17 protein-coding genes are annotated in these 18114 nt (G+C 74.9%); 14 read left to right on the plus strand and 3 right to left on the minus strand.

All coding sequences use genetic code 11. The features are described from left to right. Window positions 1-10: 10 nt before the first annotated feature. The 12 genes from Nocox_RS16360 to Nocox_RS43975 all read left to right on the plus strand — a co-directional run bounded on the left by Nocox_RS16360 (window position 11) and on the right by Nocox_RS43975 (window position 12530). Window positions 11-865, plus strand: coding sequence for a universal stress protein (locus Nocox_RS16360; RefSeq protein ID WP_343224385.1), 855 nt, complete (start codon window positions 11-13; stop codon window positions 863-865). Beyond that, the gene (locus tag Nocox_RS16365; RefSeq protein ID WP_020547916.1) at window positions 862-1695 is read left to right on the plus strand and encodes a universal stress protein; all 834 of its coding nucleotides are present in this window, start codon (window positions 862-864) and stop codon (window positions 1693-1695) included. Before Nocox_RS16360 ends, Nocox_RS16365 begins: the two co-directional genes overlap by 4 nt. A 109-nt stretch (window positions 1696-1804) precedes the next feature. Next, a complete protein-coding gene (locus Nocox_RS16370; RefSeq protein WP_020547915.1) occupies window positions 1805-2218 on the plus strand; it encodes an Hsp20/alpha crystallin family protein in 414 nt (137 codons plus the stop codon). 125 nt (window positions 2219-2343) lie between these two features. Next, window positions 2344-4857, plus strand: coding sequence for a cation-translocating P-type ATPase (locus Nocox_RS16375; protein WP_033411592.1), 2514 nt, complete (start codon window positions 2344-2346; stop codon window positions 4855-4857). A gap of 164 nt (window positions 4858-5021) precedes the next feature. Next, on the plus strand, window positions 5022-5393 hold the full coding sequence (locus Nocox_RS16380; RefSeq protein WP_051112809.1) for a hypothetical protein: 372 nt from the start codon (window positions 5022-5024) through the stop codon (window positions 5391-5393). Then, complete coding sequence (locus Nocox_RS16385; protein ID WP_026215304.1) at window positions 5390-6424, plus strand: peptidoglycan-binding domain-containing protein; 1035 nt, start codon at window positions 5390-5392, stop codon at window positions 6422-6424. The genes Nocox_RS16380 and Nocox_RS16385 overlap by 4 nt, the downstream gene beginning before the upstream one ends. Beyond that, window positions 6417-7067, plus strand: a complete 651-nt coding sequence (locus Nocox_RS16390; RefSeq protein ID WP_020547911.1) for an ABC transporter ATP-binding protein — start codon at window positions 6417-6419, stop codon at window positions 7065-7067. Before Nocox_RS16385 ends, Nocox_RS16390 begins: the two co-directional genes overlap by 8 nt. Further along, window positions 7064-8233: an ABC transporter permease gene (locus Nocox_RS16395; RefSeq protein WP_020547910.1), complete on the plus strand. Its 1170-nt coding sequence runs from the start codon at window positions 7064-7066 to the stop codon at window positions 8231-8233. Before Nocox_RS16390 ends, Nocox_RS16395 begins: the two co-directional genes overlap by 4 nt. Before the next feature lie 35 nt (window positions 8234-8268). Continuing rightward, window positions 8269-8922 carry a response regulator transcription factor gene (locus tag Nocox_RS16400; protein ID WP_026215303.1) on the plus strand — a complete coding sequence of 218 codons (654 nt, stop codon included), beginning with the start codon at window positions 8269-8271 and terminating at the stop codon, window positions 8920-8922. Between the two features lie 11 nt (window positions 8923-8933). Beyond that, window positions 8934-10073, plus strand: a complete 1140-nt coding sequence (locus tag Nocox_RS16405) for a sensor histidine kinase (protein WP_020547908.1) — start codon at window positions 8934-8936, stop codon at window positions 10071-10073. 22 nt (window positions 10074-10095) lie between these two features. Further along, entirely contained in the window at window positions 10096-11508 is a 1413-nt protein-coding gene (locus tag Nocox_RS43970; RefSeq protein WP_343224386.1) for a PEP/pyruvate-binding domain-containing protein, read from the plus strand. Then, entirely contained in the window at window positions 11415-12530 is a 1116-nt protein-coding gene (locus tag Nocox_RS43975; protein ID WP_343224387.1) for a PEP-utilizing enzyme, read from the plus strand. The genes Nocox_RS43970 and Nocox_RS43975 overlap by 94 nt, the downstream gene beginning before the upstream one ends. A 14-nt stretch (window positions 12531-12544) precedes the next feature. Here Nocox_RS43975 and Nocox_RS16415 read toward each other — a convergent pair whose 3' ends face one another. Then, window positions 12545-14797, minus strand: coding sequence for a glycoside hydrolase family 65 protein (locus tag Nocox_RS16415; protein ID WP_020547907.1), 2253 nt, complete (start codon window positions 14795-14797; stop codon window positions 12545-12547). Further along, window positions 14797-15543 (minus strand): HAD family hydrolase, encoded by a 747-nt coding sequence (locus Nocox_RS16420; protein ID WP_020547906.1) that lies wholly within the window; start codon window positions 15541-15543, stop codon window positions 14797-14799. The genes Nocox_RS16415 and Nocox_RS16420 overlap by 1 nt, the downstream gene beginning before the upstream one ends. A gap of 144 nt (window positions 15544-15687) precedes the next feature. Between Nocox_RS16420 and Nocox_RS16425 the strand changes: the two genes are divergently transcribed. Both Nocox_RS16425 and Nocox_RS16430 read left to right on the plus strand, forming a co-directional pair. Beyond that, the gene (locus tag Nocox_RS16425; protein WP_020547905.1) at window positions 15688-16212 is read left to right on the plus strand and encodes a DoxX family protein; all 525 of its coding nucleotides are present in this window, start codon (window positions 15688-15690) and stop codon (window positions 16210-16212) included. Window positions 16213-16405: 193 nt separating this feature from the next. After that, a complete protein-coding gene (locus Nocox_RS16430; RefSeq protein WP_020547904.1) occupies window positions 16406-17107 on the plus strand; it encodes a universal stress protein in 702 nt (233 codons plus the stop codon). Between the two features lie 3 nt (window positions 17108-17110). On the opposite strand, the gene Nocox_RS16435 is transcribed toward Nocox_RS16430, so the two are convergent. Then, window positions 17111-18064, minus strand: coding sequence for an Acg family FMN-binding oxidoreductase (locus Nocox_RS16435; RefSeq protein WP_020547903.1), 954 nt, complete (start codon window positions 18062-18064; stop codon window positions 17111-17113). Window positions 18065-18114: the final 50 nt, after the last annotated feature.

Below are 18114 nucleotides of genomic sequence, written 5' to 3' on the forward strand. Positions count from 1 at the left end.
AGGGTGAGTGATGATGCGTGGACCTGTCGTGGCCGGTACGGACGGCTCTCCGTCATCGGCGATGGCCGTGGAGTGGGCCGCCACGGACGCCCGCAGGCGGGGTTTGCCGCTGAGGATCGTGCACGTCTGCGAACAGTGGACGCTCGGCGTGGACACCTCGAAGTACTGCGAGGGCGCGCTGGAGGCCGCCGCGGACCGGGCCCGCGCGCTGAGCGCGGACGTCCAGGTCAGTACGGCCATGCTGGGCGGCAACGTGATCGACGCGCTGCTGGCCGAGTCGGTGTCCGCCGAGAGCCTGGTGCTCGGCAGCAGGGGAGTGGGCGGGTTCGCCGGCATGATGCTCGGGTCGGTGGGGCTGGCCGTGGCCGGGCACGCCGCCGGGCCCGTCGTGATCGTCCGCGGCAGCGCCGGCACCGAGCACGGTGTGGTCGTGGCCGGCGACGACGGCTCGGCGGGGGCCGGGGAGGCCGTGGCGTACGCCATCGACCAGGCCCGCGCCCAGGAGGCCCGGCTGCGGGTGATCTTCGCCTGGCGGGTGCCGGTGGTGGGGTCCTCGTGGCCGGTCCAGGGCCCTCAGCTCGCCGCCTTCTTCGAGGAGGACGCGCGGGCGGCCCGCGCGCGGGCGGACCGCTGGCGGGAGGCGAACCCCGACGTCGTGATCATCGACGAGCAACTGCGCGACCATCCCGTGGCCGCGCTCACCAAGGCCGCGGCCACGGCGGACCTCGTCGTCGTCGGCTCGCGCGGGCTGGGCGGGTTCTCCTCGGCGGTGCTCGGCTCGATCAGCCACGGCGTGCTGCACCACGCGAGGTGCCCGGTGGCCGTGGTACGGCCACACCAAGGCGCCGCCCAGGAGGGGCCATGACCGGCCCGATCATCGTGGGCGTGGATGGCTCCGCCCCGAGCGTCGCGGCCGTCGGGTGGGCCGCCGACGACGCGGCCAGGGTCGGCGCCGAGCTGCGGATCGTGCACGTCCTGGACCGGCCGCCGTACGAGATCTTCACGGGGCAGCAGGATCCGCTGCGGCGCGCGGCGGCCAGGATGCTGGCGGACGCCGAGTCGGCCGTGCGGGCCAGGCAGCCGGCGGTGAAGGTGAGCGCCCGCACGGTGGAGGGCGCGCCCGCGGCCGTGCTGCGGGAGCTGGAGGCGAGCGAGGTCGTCGTCGGCAACCGGGGCGTGGGCGAGTTCGCCGGCGCCCTGCTCGGCTCGGTCACCATGGAGGTGGCCGCGCGGGCGCGCTGCCCCGTGGTCGTGGTGCGGGCCGAGCCCTGTGCGGAGACCGGCGTGATCGGGGTCGGCGTGGACGACTCCGACACCTGCGAGCCGGCCCTCGGCTACGCCTTCGCGCGGGCCCGCTCGTACGGCGCCACGCTGCGCCCGGTCCACGCCTGGCAGGTGCCCGTGCACGCCTTCGCCCCCGAGATCTCCTACGACCTGGACGAGGTCCGCGAGGCCCGCCAACGGGCCGTCAGCGCGCGGCTCGCGCCGTGGCGGGCGAGGTTCCCGGACGTCGAGGTCGTCGAGGACGTCCAGAACGCGCACCCCATCGACGCGCTCACCGGCGTGGCGTGCGACCTGGTCGTCGTCGGCTCCCACGGGCGCGGCGCGCTCGGCTCGCTGTTCCTCGGGTCGGTCAGCAGAGGGGTGCTCCACCACGCGCGCTGCCCGGTCGCGGTGGTCCGCCCCCAGGAGTGAGGAGAAGGGCCGGACGTCGGCGGTGAAGGGGCCTTTGTCCTCTACGGCGCCGCCCGTCCGTGCGGTGTGCTGATCTTGTGGGTTTCGGGACCAGGGAAAGGAGAGTGCCATGACCCTGCTCGAACGGAGGAGCGCGAGGTTCCCGTTCCCGGAGGTGGCGGAGTGGCTGGAGAACCCGATGTTCTCGTTCCGGCCCTTCGGCCAGATCGTCCGGATCGAGGACTACGTCGCCGACGGCCGCTACGTGCTGCGTGCCGAACTGCCCGGCGTCGACCCCGACAAGGACGTCGAGGTGACCGTGGATGACAACGTGCTGTACATCCGGGCCGAGAAGACGCACAAGATCTCCGAGCCGCGCCGCTCCGAGTTCGCCTACGGCTCGCTCACCCGGGCGGTGACGCTGCCCGCCACGGCGAGGACGGACGATGTCAAGGCCACGTACAAGGCCGGCATCCTCGAGGTCAGCGTGGGGCTGGCCGAGGGGGAGAAGGCCGAGGGCAGGCGGATCGCCGTCGAGCACTGAGGCCGGGAACGGGAGGCGGGCGGGAGCCGGCGGTTCCCGCCCGCCTCTCTCTCCGCCAGGAAGACCTCGGCCGAACGCCCGTGACCTGTGAGAATGGTACGACGCTACAAGGGGGAGCAGGAGAGATGGGCGCATCGGAGGTCGGCCGCCGATCGGGGTTGTCCTCGGAGGAGGCGAGCGCGCGGCTGCGCAGGGACGGGCCCAACCTGCTGCCTTCCCGCCCTCCGGTGGCGCTGTGGCGGCGGGTGGCCGGGCAGCTCCGCGACCCGCTGATCATCGTGCTGCTGGTGGCCGCGGCGCTGACCGCGTTCACCGGCGACTGGCCGGACATGGCCGTGATCATGCTGGTGATCGTGGTCAACACCACCGTGGGGGTGGCGCAGGAGGTCCGCGCGGACCGGGCCATCACCGCGCTGACCGAGCTCACCGCGCCCGTGGCCCGGGTCGTACGCGACGGGGCACAGCGGCAGATCCCGGCGGCCGACGTCGTGACCGGCGACCTGCTGGTACTGGCGGAAGGCGACATCGTGCCGGCCGACGCCCGTGTGGAGGAGGCCGCGGCGCTGCTGGTGGACGAGTCGGCGCTCACCGGCGAGTCGGTCCCCGTGGACAAGCTCCCCGGCGAGGAGGTGTCGGCGGGCACGGTCGTGGCGCGCGGCCGGGGCCGGGCCGAGGTCACGGCCACCGGCTCGGCCAGCGCGGCCGGGCGCATCGCCGCGCTGATGTCGAAGGGCTCCGGCCTGACGCCCCTGCAGCGGCGCCTGATGGGGGTGGGGCGGCTGCTGGCCGGTGTCACCGTGTTCCTGTGCGTGGTGGTCGGCGCGCTCGGCCTGATGCGGGGCCAGCCGGTCGAGCTGATGGTGGTGACCGCGATCAGCCTGGTGGTGGCGGCCGTGCCCGAGTCGCTGCCGGCCGTGGTCACGCTGAGCCTGGCGCTGGGCGCGCGGCGGATGGCCGCGCGGCAGGCTCTCGTACGCCGCCTGCACGCCGTCGAGACGCTCGGCTCGGTGACGGTCCTCGCCACCGACAAGACCGGCACCCTCACCGAGGGCCGCATGGTCGTCCGGCACCTGTGGACCCCCACGGCCGAGGCCACGCTCACCGGCACCGGCTACGGCCCCGCCGGCCAGGTCGAGGGCGATCCGCCCGCCGCGTTCGCGGACCTGCTCACCGCCGCCGCCCTGTGCAACGACGCCCGCCTCCTGGAGGACGAGGACGGCCACTGGCAGGCGCTCGGCGACCCCACCGAGGCCGCGCTGCTCGCCGCCGCCGCCAAGATCGGCCTCGACCGCGCCGGCCTCCACGATCGCTATCCGCGCCTGGCCGAACGCCCCTTCGACAGCGTGCGCAAGCGGATGAGCACCGTGCACGGGCGGCCCGGCGGCGGGGCCCTGGTGGTCTGCAAGGGCGCTCCCGAGGCCGTGCTGCGCCCGCCGGTGCTCGCCGGTGATCCCGCGTCGCACCTCCGGGCCGCGGAGGAGGCCGAGCGGCTGGCCGGCGCGGGCTACCGGGTGCTGGCCGTCGCCCGCGCCGACCTCGCGGCGGTGCCGGACGAGGCGCCCGAGCACGGGCTGGAGCTGCTCGGGCTGGTCGGCATCGTCGATCCGCCGCGCCAGGCCGCCGCCGGCGCGGTCGCCGACTGCCGCCGGGCGGGGATCCGGCCGGTGCTCATCACCGGCGACCATCCGGGCACGGCCCGCGCCATCGCCACCGAGCTCGGCATCATCGACCCCGGCGCCCCTGTCGCCGACTGCCGTGACCTGCCCGTCCAGGGCGGCGCGGCCGTCTACGCCCGCGCCACGCCCGAGCAGAAGCTCGATCTCATCGAGGGCATGCGCGCGGGCGGCGACGTGGTGGCGATGACCGGCGACGGCGTCAACGACGGCCCCGCGCTGCGCCGCGCCGACATCGGGGTGGCCATGGGAAGGCGCGGCACCGAGGTGGCCCGCCAGGCCGCCGACCTGGTGCTGGCCGACGACGACCTGGACACGGTGGTGGCCGCCGTCGAGGAGGGCAGGCGCGTCTACGCCAACATCCGCCGCTTCCTCGTCTACGGCCTGTCCGGCGGCGCGGCCGAGATCGCCGTCATGCTGCTGGGGCCGCTCTTCGGGCTGGCGCTGCCGCTGCTGCCGGCCCAGATCCTGTGGATCAACCTGCTCACGCACGGCCTGCCCGGCGTCGCGCTCGGTGGCGAGCCCTCGGACCCCGCCGCGATGAACCGCCCGCCCCGCCCGCCCGAGCAGAGCATCCTGCGCGCGGGCCTCTGGCAGCGCGTCATCCGCATCGCCGTCGTGCTGACCGCCGTCACGCTCGGCGTCGCCGTCTGGGCGCTGCACACCGGCCGCCCCTGGCAGAGCATGGCCTTCTTCGCCCTCGGCGCCGCCCAGCTCGGCGTGGCGCTCGGCTCGCGGGCCCGCCCCGGCTCGACGGCCAACCTCATGCTGCCGCTCGCCGTGGCGGGGGCGCTCGTGCTCCAGCTCGCGGGCCTGTACGTGCCGCTGCTGCGCGACCTGCTCGGCACCGAGCCCCTGAGCGCCGGCGACCTGCTCGTCGCGGCCGCCCTGTCGGTCCTCGGCTACGCCGCGGCCCGCCTGGACCGGTTCCTGCACCGTGAGCCCGTCCCACCGGCACGCCAATAAACATCGCATAAACAAATTCGCTTATCGCATGCTTAATGGCGGCTCGCTATTAATTCAGCATGACGACAGTGAAATGTCTGGGCGCCGCCCTTTTGCTGACGTGCCTGGCCGCGTGCGGAGGCGGATCGGCCGCCCCGAGCCCGGCGCGTACGCAGCAGGACGCGGTGAAGTACGCCCAGTGCCTGCGCGAGCACGGCGTCGAGACGGACGACCCCGGCGCCGAGGGAGGCGTACGCCTGAAAATCCCTCCGGGCGGCGAGCCGGCGTTGAAAAAGGCTCAGGAGGCGTGCAAGCCGTACGCCCCCGTGGCGACCGGAAAGGGCGCCGGCGAAATCCCGGCGGCCGATCAGGCGAAATTCATCGCGTACGCGGCCTGCATGCGCGAGCACGGCGTCGACATGCCGGATCCGCAGTTCGACGGCGGGCAGGCCCGGATGGGCCTGCCCCGTCAGGAGGGGATGTCTCCCGACTCGCCGGTGATGAAGAACGCCGAGAAGGCATGCCGCCCGCTGCTGCCGCAGGGCGGCGAGCAGTGAGACGACGCGCCGCCCTGCCGGCCGCCGTGGTGGCCGGCGGCGCCGTCGTGGCGGCCGTCGTGGCCGCCGCGACCGCCCGCGACGGCGAGCCGCCCGAGGCCGCCGCGCCCGCCACGACGGCCGCCATCACCCGGTCGGACCTCGTGGACGAGCTCACCGTGCCCGGCACCCTGGGCTACGCCGCCCGCCGCGCCCTGCCCAACCAGGCCCGCGGCGTGATCAGCGACACCCGGCCCGAAGGCGGCGTCGTCCGCAGGGGCGAATGGCTCTACGAGGTCGCGGGCAGGCCCGTGCTCCTCCTGTACGGCGAGACGCCCGTCTACCGGCGGCTGTCACGGGGGTCGCGGGGCAAGGACGTCAAGCAGCTCGAACGCAACCTCAAGGCCCTCGGCCAGGACCCCGGCGGCATCGACGGCGTCTTCACCGCCGAGACGGAGAAGGCGGTCGAGTCCTGGCAGGGCGCGAGCGGCCTGCCCAGGACCGGCCGGGTGGACGGCGCGCAGGTGATCGTGGCGCCCGGTCCTGTCCGCGTCGCCGAGGTCACCGGCGCCAAGGGCGAGCCGGCCGGCGCGACGGCCGTCACCGTGACCGACACGACGCTGATCGTGCACATCGACCTGCCGGTCACCAGCCGGCGCCTGGTGACGCCGCGGGCGGAGGTCGGGCTGGAGGGCCCGTCGGGCGAGCGCGCCACCGGCCGCGTCACGTCGATCGGCGACGTCGCCCGCCGGCCGCGGGAGCAGGGCGGCGGGCCGACCCTCGACGTCGAGGTGACCCTGGACGGCGAGCTCGACGGCTACGACCAGGCGCCGGTCGCGGTGGCGATGCGCGGCGAGACGCGGACCGGCGTGCTGTCGGTCCCGGTCGAGGCGCTGCTCGCGGTGCGCGAGGGAGGGTACGCCGTGCGCGTCGCCGAGGACACGGGCCGGCGCGTCGTCAAGGTGACGACGGGCCTGTTCGCCGCCGGGCGGGTGGAGATCGCCGGCGCCGGGCTCCGGGCCGGGATGAAGGTCGAGGTGCCCGGTGATTGAGCTGATCGGCGCGGAGAAGACGTACCCCGGCGGGGTCCGCGCGCTGCGCGGCGTGGATCTGCGGGTGGCGGCGGGCGAGCTGGTCGCCGTCGTCGGCCCGTCCGGCTCGGGCAAGTCGACCATGCTGCACCTCATCGGCACCCTGGACCGCCCGTCGGCGGGGACCGTACGCATCGCCGGGCACGACGTCGCCGCCCTCGACGACGCCGGCCTGTCCGAGCTGCGCGCCCGCCACATCGGCTTCGTCTTCCAGTCCTTCCACCTGTCGGAGCACCTGAGCGCGCTCGGCAACGTGGCCGGCGGCCTGCTCTACGCGGGCGTACGGCGGGGCGAGCGCACGCGCAGGGCGGCCGAGGCACTGCGGCGCGTGGGGCTCGGCCATCGCCTGGACCACCGGCCAGGCCAGTTGTCAGGCGGCGAGAAGCAGCGGGTCGCCGTGGCCAGGGCGATCGTGGGAGAGCCCGCGCTGCTCCTGGCCGACGAGCCCACGGGCAACCTGGACAGCGCCTCGGGGGCCGAGGTCCTGGCGATCCTGCGCCGGCTGCACGACGACGGCACCACGGTCGCCGTCATCACCCATGACAGCGAGGTCGCCGCCGCCGCCCCCCGGCGGATCCGGCTGCGGGACGGGCGGATCGCATGAGGCTCGCGGCGTCCGACGTCATCCTGGTGGGCGTGGAAGGGCTTCGCTCGCGCCCCGCCCGCGCCCTGCTGTCGGCCCTGGGGGTCGCGATCGGCATCGCCACCATGGTGGCCGTCGTCGGCATCTCCGCCAGCAGCAGGGCGGACCTGCTCGATCAGCTCGACCGGCTCGGCACCGGCCTGCTGCGGGTCACGCCCGGCGACACCGTGTTCGGCGCGGCCGCCCGGTTGCCGAGGACCGCCACCAGGATGGTCAGGGCCGTCGAGGGGGTGGAGTCGGTGGCGTCCACCGGGCTGACCGGCGTGCCCGCCTACCGCACCGACCGCGTCCCCCGCGCCAGAACGGCCGGGCTCCTGGTCCAGGCCGCCACGGCCGACCTGCTCGGCACGCTCAAGACCCCGCTGCGGCGGGGGCGGTGGCTGAACGCGGCGACCGAGCGGCAGCGGGCCGTCGTCCTCGGGGCGCTGGCCGCCGAGCGGCTCGGCGCGGGGCCCGGGGACCAGGTGTGGATCGGCGGGCAGTGGTGGACCGTCGTCGGCGTCCTGGACGGCTCCGCCCTGGCGGCCGAGATCGACCGGTCGGTGCTGCTCGGCTTCCCCGCGGCGGAGCGGTACCTGGCGTTCGACGGCCACCCGACCACCGTCTACACGCGGGCCGCCGACGAGCACGTCGTCGGCGTCCGGGACGTGCTGGCCAGGACGGTGAGTCCGGAGCATCCGGAGGAGGTCAAGGTCAGCCGCCCCTCGGACGCGCTGGCCGCGCGGACCGCGGCCACGGACGCCTTCACCGGCGTCCTGCTCGGCGTCGGGGCGGTCGCGCTGCTGGTCGGCGGCGTCGGCGTGGCCAACACCATGGTCATCTCGGTCCTCGAACGGCGGCGGGAGATCGGCCTCCGGCGGGCTCTGGGAGCCACCCGCGGCCAGGTGCGCACGCAGTTCCTGACCGAGTCGCTGCTGCTGTCCGTCCTGGGCGGCGCGGCCGGCGCCGTCTGCGGCGCGGCGGTCACGCTCGGCTTCGCGGCCTGGCGGGACCTGCAGGCCGTGATCCCCCTGTGGGCGTTGGGCGGCGGCCTCGCGGCGACGCTCCTCGTGGGGGCCGTGGCGGGGATCTTCCCGGCGATGCGGGCGGCCGGTCTTCCGCCCGCCCTGGCCCTCGCGACCGCTTAGCCACCCCTTACGTGATGAGGGAGATCATGTCCGGCATGCGGGTGCTCATTGCCGAGGACGAGCGCGTCCTCGCCGAGGTCGTGGCGAGCGGGCTGCGGAAGGAGGCGATGGCGGTGGACGTCGTCCATGACGGCTCCGCCGCCGTCGAGCGGGCCATGACCCACGACTACGACGTGATCGTCCTGGACCGGGACCTGCCGGCCGTGCACGGCGACGACGTGTGCCGGGCGCTCGCCGCCGGACGGGTCCCGGCCCGGATCATCATGCTGACGGCGGCGAGCGACCTGCGCTCCAAGGTCGAGGGGCTGGGCCTGGGCGCCGACGACTACCTGACGAAACCGTTCGACTTCCCGGAGCTCGTGGCCCGTCTGCGCGCGCTCGCCCGCCGCGTCCCGCAGGCCGTGCCGCCCGTCCTGGCGCGGGCCGGGGTCACCCTGGACCCGGGCCGCCGCCAGGTGTTCCGCGACACCCGGTACGTCGCGCTCAGCCCGAAGGAGTTCGCCGTGCTGGAGGTCCTCCTGCGGGCCGAGGGCACCGTCGTGAGCGCCGAGGTCCTCCTGGAGAAGGCATGGGACGAGAACGTCAACTACTTCACGAACTCGGTGCGGATGACCGTGATGACCCTGCGGAAGAAGCTCGGCCATCCGCCCGTGATCGAGACCGTGCCCGGCGCGGGCTACCGGCTCTGACCGCGGGGCGGGTGCCGATCCGCCGGCGGCTGACCCTCACCTACGGAAGCGTGTTCTTCCTCGCGGCCGGCATCCTGGTGGCGATCAACTACGTCGTGGTCGACCAGATCGTCAACCAGCAGGTCCTCGCCGAGGGGGTGATGATCCAGCAGGCAGGGGAGACCGGCCTCAGGACCGGCCCGCCCCCGGGCGGCGCGTTCTTCGCCTCGTCGGTGAACGACCAGATCGGCCGCTACCGGGAGCTGGTCATGAGCTGGCTGCTGCGCTGGTCCCTGCTGGCGACCGCCCTGGTGGGGCTGGCCGGGCTGGCGACCGGCTGGCTCATCGCCCGCAGGGCGCTGCGGCCGCTGCAGACCGTCACCGAGACGGCCAGGAAGCTGTCGGAGGAGACGCTGCACCGCCGCATCTCGCTGGGCGGCCCGCCCGACGAGATCAGGGAGCTCGCCGACACCTTCGACTCGATGCTGGAACGGCTGGACCGCGCCTTCGACGGCCAGCGCCGGTTCGTCGCCAACGTCTCCCACGAGCTCAGGACGCCCCTGGCGATCGACCGGGCGCTGCTGCAGGTGTCCCTCTCCGACGACGCGCTCCCGAGGCCGCTGCGCCCCGTCCGGGACGAGCTGCTCGCCGCGAACGGCCGGCAGGAGCGCCTGATCGAGGGGCTGCTCCTGCTGGCCCAGAGCGAGCGGGAGGTGACCGTCAGGGAGCCGGTGGACCTGCGCGACCTCGCCGACCGGCCCGACCTGCCGCCGGCTCCCACGGCCGGCGACCCCGTCCTGCTGGAGCGCATGGTCGCCAACCTGCTGGACAACGCGGCCAAGTACAACGACGAGCGCGGCCTCGTCGAGGTCCGCACCGCCGCCTCCGCCGGCCAGGTCGCCATCACCGTCGAGAACACGGGGCCCGTGGTGCCGGCCGCGCAGGTCGCCCTGCTGTTCGAGCCTTTCACCCGGCTCGAACGCGACCGCGTCGGGTCGGCCGGGGGCGCCGGACTGGGGCTGTCGATCGTCCGGGCGATCGTCCGGGCGCACGGCGGCACGGTCACGGCCGTGCCGCGTGCGGACGGCGGCCTGGCGGTGACCGTCCGGCTCTCTCGCGCGGCGCCCGGCGGTGTTAGCGTCGGAGGCGGGTGCGGGGAGCGGTCGTGGTGATGCCGGCTTCGAGGAGCGCGCGATGAGACTGGTCCGGCTGTCCGACGTGGACGCTTCGATGATCGACCTCGTCGGAGGCAAGGCCGCGGGCCTCGGAGAGATGATCAAGGCGGGTGAGCGGGTCCCCGACGGCTTCTGCGTGACGGTCGAGGCCTACCGGTCGGGGGACCTCCCTGAGCGGGAGCTCGCCGACGCCTACGAGCGGCTGGGCGGCGGACGGGTGGCGGTCCGCTCCAGCGCCACCGCCGAGGACCTGCCGGAGGCCAGCTTCGCCGGCCAGCAGGACACCTACCTCGGCGTCGAGGGCGCCGGCGAGCTCGCCGACGCCGTACGCCGCTGCTGGGACTCCCTGTTCACCGAGCGGGCCGTCGCCTACCGGGCCGCCGCCGGCGTCGACGACGCGGCCATGGCCGTGGTGGTGCAGCGCATGATCGACCCGGTCGTGGCGGGCGTGCTCTTCACCGCCAACCCGATCACGGGCTGCCGTACGGAGATGGTCCTCGACGCCGCCCCCGGGCTGGGCACCGCCATCGTCGAGGGCAGCGTCGTGCCGGACCACTACGTCCTGCGCGAGGGGGAGCCGGCGGCGCCCAACCCCGGGGGCTGCCTGGACGCCGGCCGGCTCGAAACGCTGCGCGCGGCCGGGCTGCGGCTCCAGGAGCACTTCGGCTCGCCGCAGGACGTCGAATGGGCGATCGACGCCGGCGACACGCTGTGGCTGCTGCAGTCGCGCCCGGTCACCACGCTCTTCCCGCTGCCGCCCGGCACCAGTGACACGCGGCTCTACCTGGAGTTCGGCCACATGCAGGGCATGCTGCGCCCCTGTACGCCGATGGGCGTCTCGCTGCTCAAGGCGGGCGCGGCCCTCTGGTTCGAGGCCGTGGGGGCCAAGGTGGACCGGCGTGACCCGCTGCCCCGGCTCGTGCCCATCGGCGGCCGGATCTTCTATGACATGACCGACTTCCTGCGCAGCAAGGCCATGCGCCGGCGGCTCGGACCCGCCCTGGAGGTCTACGGGCCGCGGGTGCAGGCGGCCGTGCTGCGCATGATGGACGACCCGCGGTTCGCGCCCCGGCCCGGCCTGCCGTTCCGCCTCGGCAGCGTGCTCAGGGGCACGGCGCGGCTGCTGCCGAGGACGCTCGCCGGAGTGGTGTCGAGCCTCGCCGATCCGGTCCGCGGCCGCGCCCGCGCCTTCCGCGGCGTCGCGGAGATCAGGCGGCTGATCACCCCGCCCGGCCCGTCGGCGACCGCCGCCGAGCGGCTGCGGTGGGTGATCGAGGACTCGCACCGGCCGATCATGAGCGTGGACATGCACGGGATCCTCGGGCCCTGGCGGCCGGCATGCTCGCCGGGGCGCTCCCCGCCGGGCTGCTCGGCGGCGTCGCCACGCGCGAGGAGCTCGACACCGTGCTCGGCGGCATGCCGCACAACGTGACCACGGAGATGGACCTCGCCCTCTGGGCCCTCGCCGTGCGCGCGCGTGAGCACCGGGACCTGTTCCTGGGCACGCCGCCGGAGGCGCTGGCGGCCGCGTACGCCGCGGGCGAGCTGCCGGACATCGGCCTGGCGGGCTTCCTGGCGAAGTACGGCATGCGCGCGGCGGCCGAGATCGACGTCGGCGTGCCCCGCTGGGAGGAGGACCCGGCGCCGCTGTTCGCCACGATCGCCAACTACCTGCGCGTGGACGACCCCGGTCAGGCGCCGGACGCGCGGTTCGAGGCGGCGGCGGCCAGGGCCGAGCGGATGATCGGGACGCTGGCGCGGCGGGCGCGGGCCCGGCGGCCGGTGCGGGGGCGGCTGGCGGTGTTCCTCCTGCGCCGCTCGCGCGAGCTCACCGGGCTGCGGGAGATCGGCAAGTTCGCCTGGCTGCCGGCGCTCCAGGCGGCCCGGCGCCAACTCCTCCTGGTCGGCGCCGACCTGGTCCGTCAGAGCCGGCTGGAGCAGGCCGGCGACATCATGTTCCTGACCCTCCAGGAGGCCGGCGCGGCCGTGCGCGACGGGATCGACGTCCGGCCGGTGGCCGCGGCCCGGCGCGCCGAGCACGAGCGGGAGGCGAGGCGCCGCACCGTCCCCGGAGCGCTGCTGTCGGACGGGACCGACGTGGAGGCCCTGGCTCCCGCGCCGCCGGCCAGGGACGGCGTGCTGACCGGCATGTCCGGAGCCGCGGGCCGGGCGACCGGCAGGGCGCGGGTGATCCGCGACCCGATGGGCGCGCACCTCGAACCTGGCGAGATCCTGGTCGCGCCGACCACGGATCCGGGCTGGACGCCGCTGTTCATGACCGCGGCCGGGCTGGTGACCGAGACGGGTTCGCCGGTGGCGCACGGCCCGACCGTCGCCCGCGAGTACGGCATCCCCGCGGTCATCTGCGTCCGTGACGCCACCGCCGAGATCAGGACAGGGCAGATGATCACGGTGGACGGGACGGCGGGGACGGTGCGGGTGGAGCCGGAGTGAAGCCCGCCCCCTGATCAGGGGCATGCCGGAGGGAAGGGGATGGTGGCGCCGGTGCCGCGCGGCAGGGTGATCCCGTCCACGCGCGTCCGCTCGTGGTCGGCCTCGATGAGGAGCCGGCGCCCCCGGAACTCGATCGGCAACGCCAGCGACCCGAGCCGTTCCGGCAGGCACGGGTCGAGCCGCAGGCCGTCCGGGCGCGGCTCCAGTCCGAGGTAGCAGCGTTGCAGCATGTCGAGGGTGCCCGCCATGGCGCCCAGGTGGATGCCCTCGGCGGTGGTGCCGCCCTGCACGTCCTGGAGGTCGCTGAGCGCCGCCTCGGCGAAGAACTGCCAGGAGCGGGCCCGGTCGGCGCGGGCCAGGACCCAGGCGTGGACGACGGCGCTCAGCGTGGAGCCGTGGCTGGTCCGGTCCAGGTAGTAGGAGATCGTGCGGGGGATCAGCCCGGCGTCGGCGGGGTAGCCGAGCCGGCGCAGGATGTCCAGCAGCTCGTCGGAGGTCAGCAGGTAGCACAGCATCAGCGTGTCGGCCTGCTTGGACGCCTTGTAGCGGTTGACGTCGTCGCCGTCCGCCTCCAGCGCCCGGTCCAGCCGCCGCACGCCCCGGTAGCGGTCCCAGTCGAGCTCGGCCAGGTCGGCGTAGCCGGTGAACTGGCTGATGACGCCGTCGTGGAAGTCGACCCGCAGGCGCTGGGTGATGTCCTTCCAGCGGGCGCTCTCCCCGGGGCGGTCCAGGCCGAGCTCCAGGGCGCGGGCCAGCAGCCACGCCGTCATGACGTTGGTGTAGGCGTTGTTGTCCAGGCCGGGGGAGGCGGCGCCGGGACGGGCGGTGTGGTACTCGTCCGGTCCCATGACGCCGCGGATCTCGTACCTGCCGGAGGCCGGGTCGAGCACGGCGAGCGAGGCGAAGAAGCGGGCGATGCCGGTCAGCAGCTCGGCGCACCACGACGGCATCGAGCCGGTCGCCAGGTGGTGCTGCCACACGTTGTAGGCGATGGCGAGGCCGACGTGGCGCTGCAGGTGGGAGACGTCCGGCAGCCAGCGGCCCGAGGCGGGGTTGAGATGGAAGGTCTGGGTCTCCTCGCTGCCGTCGCTGCCGCTCTGCCAGGGGAACATCGCGCCGTCGTACCCGGCCGCGCGGGCCGCCGCCCGCGCCTCCGGCAGGCGCCGCCAGCGGTAGCGCAGCAGGCTGAGCGAGATGTCGGGGAAGCGCAGGTTCAGCCACGGCAGCACGAACAGCTCGTCCCAGAACACGTGACCGCGGTACGCCTCGCCGTGCAGGCCGCGCGCCGGCACGCCGGCGTCCAGGTCGGGGGTGTGCGGGCTGAGCGTCTGCAGCAGGTGGAAGACGTGCAGGTGCACGAGCTGCGCCAGCTCCTGCCCGCCCACCTCCAGCCGGGCCCGCTCCCACAGCCGCTCCCACGCCGCCTCGTGCGCGGCCAGCAGCTCCCCGAAGGGCGGGGCCTGCCCGGCCCGGCGCAGGGCGGCCGACAGCGGGTCGTGGACGGCGGGGTCGCGGGAGGTCACCAGCGCGACGACCTTCGCGATCGTCACCGGCGTGTCCTGCTCGGCGGCCAGCACGTGCTCGGTGCCGATCCGGCCGGGCTCCGGCTCGGCCAGGCCGGCGACAGGGGCGTCGACGCGGGCGGCGAGCGCGGCGGTGATCCGGGAGGAACGGGTCGTCGCCGTCAGCCAGGTCAGCTCGCCCTCCGTCCCCGTCGCGAGGTCGGTCAGGTGGTCGCCGCGCAGGTCGCGGTAACGGGCGACGCCGCGGTTGGTCACCCTGCCGTCCAGGGCGGCGCGGACGCGGAGCGGCCCCGACCAGTTCTCGGCCGTGAAGGTGGTCTCCAGCGCGGCCACGGCGGGGTCGGCCATGGACACCAGGCGGCGCTGCCGTACGCGGGTGAGGCGGCCGGCGTCGTCGCGCCAGCGCAGCTCCCGCAGCAGCACCCCGCGCCGCAGGTCGAGCTCCTGGCGGTAGTCCAGCAGCTCGGCCCCGTCCGGGTGGAACCAGTCCGACCCCGGCGTGGCGAAGGTCAGCGGCAGCCAGTCGGGCAGGTTGACCAGGTCCTCGTTGACGACCTCACGGCCCGCCACCTGCGAGGCGAGCCGGTCGTAGCAGCCGGCCCGGTAGGTGCCGGGCGTGCGGCTGAGGCCGTCGGGCGTGGCGCCGCGGGTGGCGAAACGGCCGTTGCCGAGGGTGCACAACGCCTCGCGCAGCGGCTCGGCGGAGGGGTCGTAGCCCTCGTAGGCGAGCGTCCAGGGGTTCATCAGCGCCTCACGGGGACTCGTCCGGTGACGTCCAGCTCGGCCAGGTCGGGAACGACGACGTCCGCCCCGGCGCGGCTCAGCTCCGCCGCCTGCGACCCGCTCCTGTCCACCCCCACGACCAGCCCGAACCCGCCCCTGCGGCCGGCCGCGACGCCGGGCAGCGCGTCCTCCACGACGGCCGCCTCGGCGGCGGGCACCTCCAGCCGCCGGGCCGCTTCGAGGAACAGCGCGGGGTCGGGCTTGCCGGCCAGGCCGAGCCTCGCCGCCTCGTTCCCGTCGACCAGGACGTCGAACAGGTGGGCGAGGCCCGCCGAGCCGACGACGAGGCGGCAGTGCCTGCTGGCCGAGACCACCGCGGTCCGGCAGCCGCGCCGCCGCAGCTCGTGCAGCAGGACGACGGTCGAGGGAAAGGCCGCCACGCCGTCATGCGCGACCTGCTGGACGAACAGCGCGTCCTTGGCCTCGCCCAGGCCGTGCACGGTCGGCGCGCCCGGCTCGTCGCCCGGGCCGCCCTCGGGCAGCGTGATGCCGCGCGAGGCCAGGAACGTCCGCACCCCGTCGAGCCGCGGGCGGCCGTCCACATGGCGCAGGTAGTCGTCACGGATGTCGAACGGGGCGGAGCGGCCGCGCAGGAAGCCGTCGAACACGTGCTTCCACGCGGCCGCGTGCACCCGTGCCGTGTCGGTGACGACACCGTCGGTGTCGAAGATCACGGCCCGCACCCTGGTCAGATCGAGAGTGGCCATGGCGTTGACGCTACCCAGGCGCCCCCGGCCCAGACAGGGGACGAAGGTCCTGGCGCTGCGGGGCGTACGGCACTGCAGCCGTAGCCACGCGGACGGTGTGCTTGGTATGAAAGGAAATCGATCTAACTAGGAAGGGGGGCCGTCATGGCCGCCACGAGCAACAGGCCCGACATGGAAACCGGCACGGCGGGAACGCGCCGCCCCGTCGACTACGTCTGGGCGGTCACCCGGATCTCGATCGGATGGGTCTTCCTTTGGGCGTTCCTGGACAAGACTTTCGGCTGGGGCTTCGCGACCCCCGCCGAGCGCGCCTGGACGGCGGGCGGAAGCCCCACGACCGGCTTCCTCAAGGGCACCGGTGAGAACGCCCTCGGCGGCTTCTTCTCAAGCCTCGCCGGTCAGGGCTGGGTGGACTGGCTGTTCATGGCCGGCCTGCTCGGCGTGGGCCTCGCCCTGATCCTGGGCATCGGCACCCGGATCGCGGCCGGAGCGGGCACCGCGATGCTGCTCATGATGTGGGCCGCCGAACTGCCGCTGACCACCAACCCGTTCATGGACGACCACATCATCTACTCGCTCGTCCTCATCGGCCTCGCCCTCGCCGGCGCGGGCCGCACCCTGGGCCTCGGCAACCTGCCGATCGTCCGGCGCACCCCCTGGCTCCAGTAGCCTCCGCCCACCACCCGCCGACCACCCGCCCACCTCCGGACGCCGGAGGTGGGCGTCGTGCCGTAGGGGCCAGGCAGAGCCGGACGGCCCCGGCACGCGGGCCGAAAGTCCCTGCCGGGACCCCGGCCGCCGGGACGAGGCTGAGGGTAGGGCCACCCTGACGTGGGCAGGCGTACGGACAGGAGGCAGCGGCATGAAGCACATCGTTCTCGGCTACGACGGATCGGCCTTCTCGATGCAGGCGCTCGACTGGGCGCTGGACGAGGCCGAGCTGCGCGGGCTGTCCCTGACCGTCGCCCACGCCTGGCAGTGGCCGTACGGGGAGGCGGCCGAGGAGGCGAGGTCCCATCTGCGCAAGGCGGCCGAGCACGTGCTGTGGCACGGCGCCGACTGCGCCCGCCACACCAGCTCCGGCCTGACCGTGGAGACGGACCTGTACGAGGGTCCCGCGGCCGAGCGCCTGGTCGAGCTCTCCCACGAGGCCGCGCTCGTCGTGGTCGGCTCGCGCGGGCTCAGCGCGCTCCCGCGAGCGGTCGTGGGCTCGGTGGCCGGGTACGTCGCCGCGCACGCCCACTGCCCGGTGATCGTGGTGCGGGGGCCGGGGCCGCTGCCCGCGGCGTCCCAGCCGGGCCCGGTCGTCGTCGCCGACCGCGACCCGGACGCCACCGTCCTGGACTTCGCGTTCGAGGAGGCCGCCCTGCGCCGGGTGCCTCTCGCGGTCTCGGCCGACGTGACGGAACAGGCGGCCCGCCATCCGGGTGTGCCGGTCGAGCCGGCCGCCGACTTCGGGACCGCCACCCTCGTGGTCGTCGGCCGCCGGCGGGCCACGCCCGCCGGCACCGCCGCCACGCTCCTCCAGCACGCGCCCTGCCCCGTGGCGGTCGTGGGGGGCTGAGCGTCACCTGATCTCCAGCTCCGCCGCCGGTCGGCGGGGAGTGCCGGGGACGTACGGCCCGTAGCCGAACCTGATGACGGCCTGCGGGTGCCCTCGCCGGTGGTGGGGGTCCCTGCGGCCGCGCATGTCGCGCAGGTCGAGCGACTGGTTGAGCAGGGAGGCCGACACGCCGTGCCGGGCGGCGACGAGCAGGACCCGCTGCAGGGCCTGACCGGCGCGCAGCCAGTCCGCGGGCCGGTCGCCCATGGTGGCGAGGACGGCGAGCTGGGGCCGCTCCTCGAACCGCGCCGTGTACTCCTGCCGCCCGAAGTCCCTGACCGGGGACGGGTCCCGCAGGGAGCGCGGCCCGTGCGCGGCGGCCGGCACGCCGTCGTACAGCGCGCCCGGCATCGTCCACGCGGCCAGCTCCGCACGGTAGTCGTGGTCGCCGGCCAGCTCGTCCTCGGCGACGGCGACGTAGGCGAGCGTGTCGCTCGTGGCGTGCCGGTCGAGGGGCAGGAGGGCCGCGCCCTCCCGCGAGGCCGCGAGCCGGAGTTCGGCCATGACCGGGCGGGGCAGGGCCCGGTCGTAGAAGGGCAGGCGGCTGGTGCGGCGGACCGGGATCAGGTCGTACAGCTCGCGGTGCTCCGCCGAGGCCGGCAGCTCCATGCCCATCCGCACCGCCGCGAGCAGGTCGGGCTCCTCCTCCGGCGTCGGCAGCAGCCACACGATCGGCCGGTGCCCGGCCGTGCGCATCGCCAGCCGCAGGTTGAACAGCGCCGCGCCGCAGCTCACGTGCAGGCTGCGGCCGCGCGGGTCGCTGACGCGCAACCGCCGGTCCTGGTCGGCGAGCACCTCGACGAACTCCCCGTGGACCACGCGGAAACGCCACGGCTGGGTGTTGAGCACCGACGGCGCCTGACCGGCGGCCTCCAGCAGTCGCCGGGTGCCGGGTTCGGTGACGAGTGAGACGGACATGGCGCACCTCCTATGACGACGCTCCCGCATCCGGCCGCCGCGGGTGAGTG

The organism is Nonomuraea coxensis DSM 45129 (assembly GCF_019397265.1).
In the GTDB taxonomy this organism is placed as follows: Bacteria; Actinomycetota; Actinomycetes; order Streptosporangiales; family Streptosporangiaceae; genus Nonomuraea; species Nonomuraea coxensis.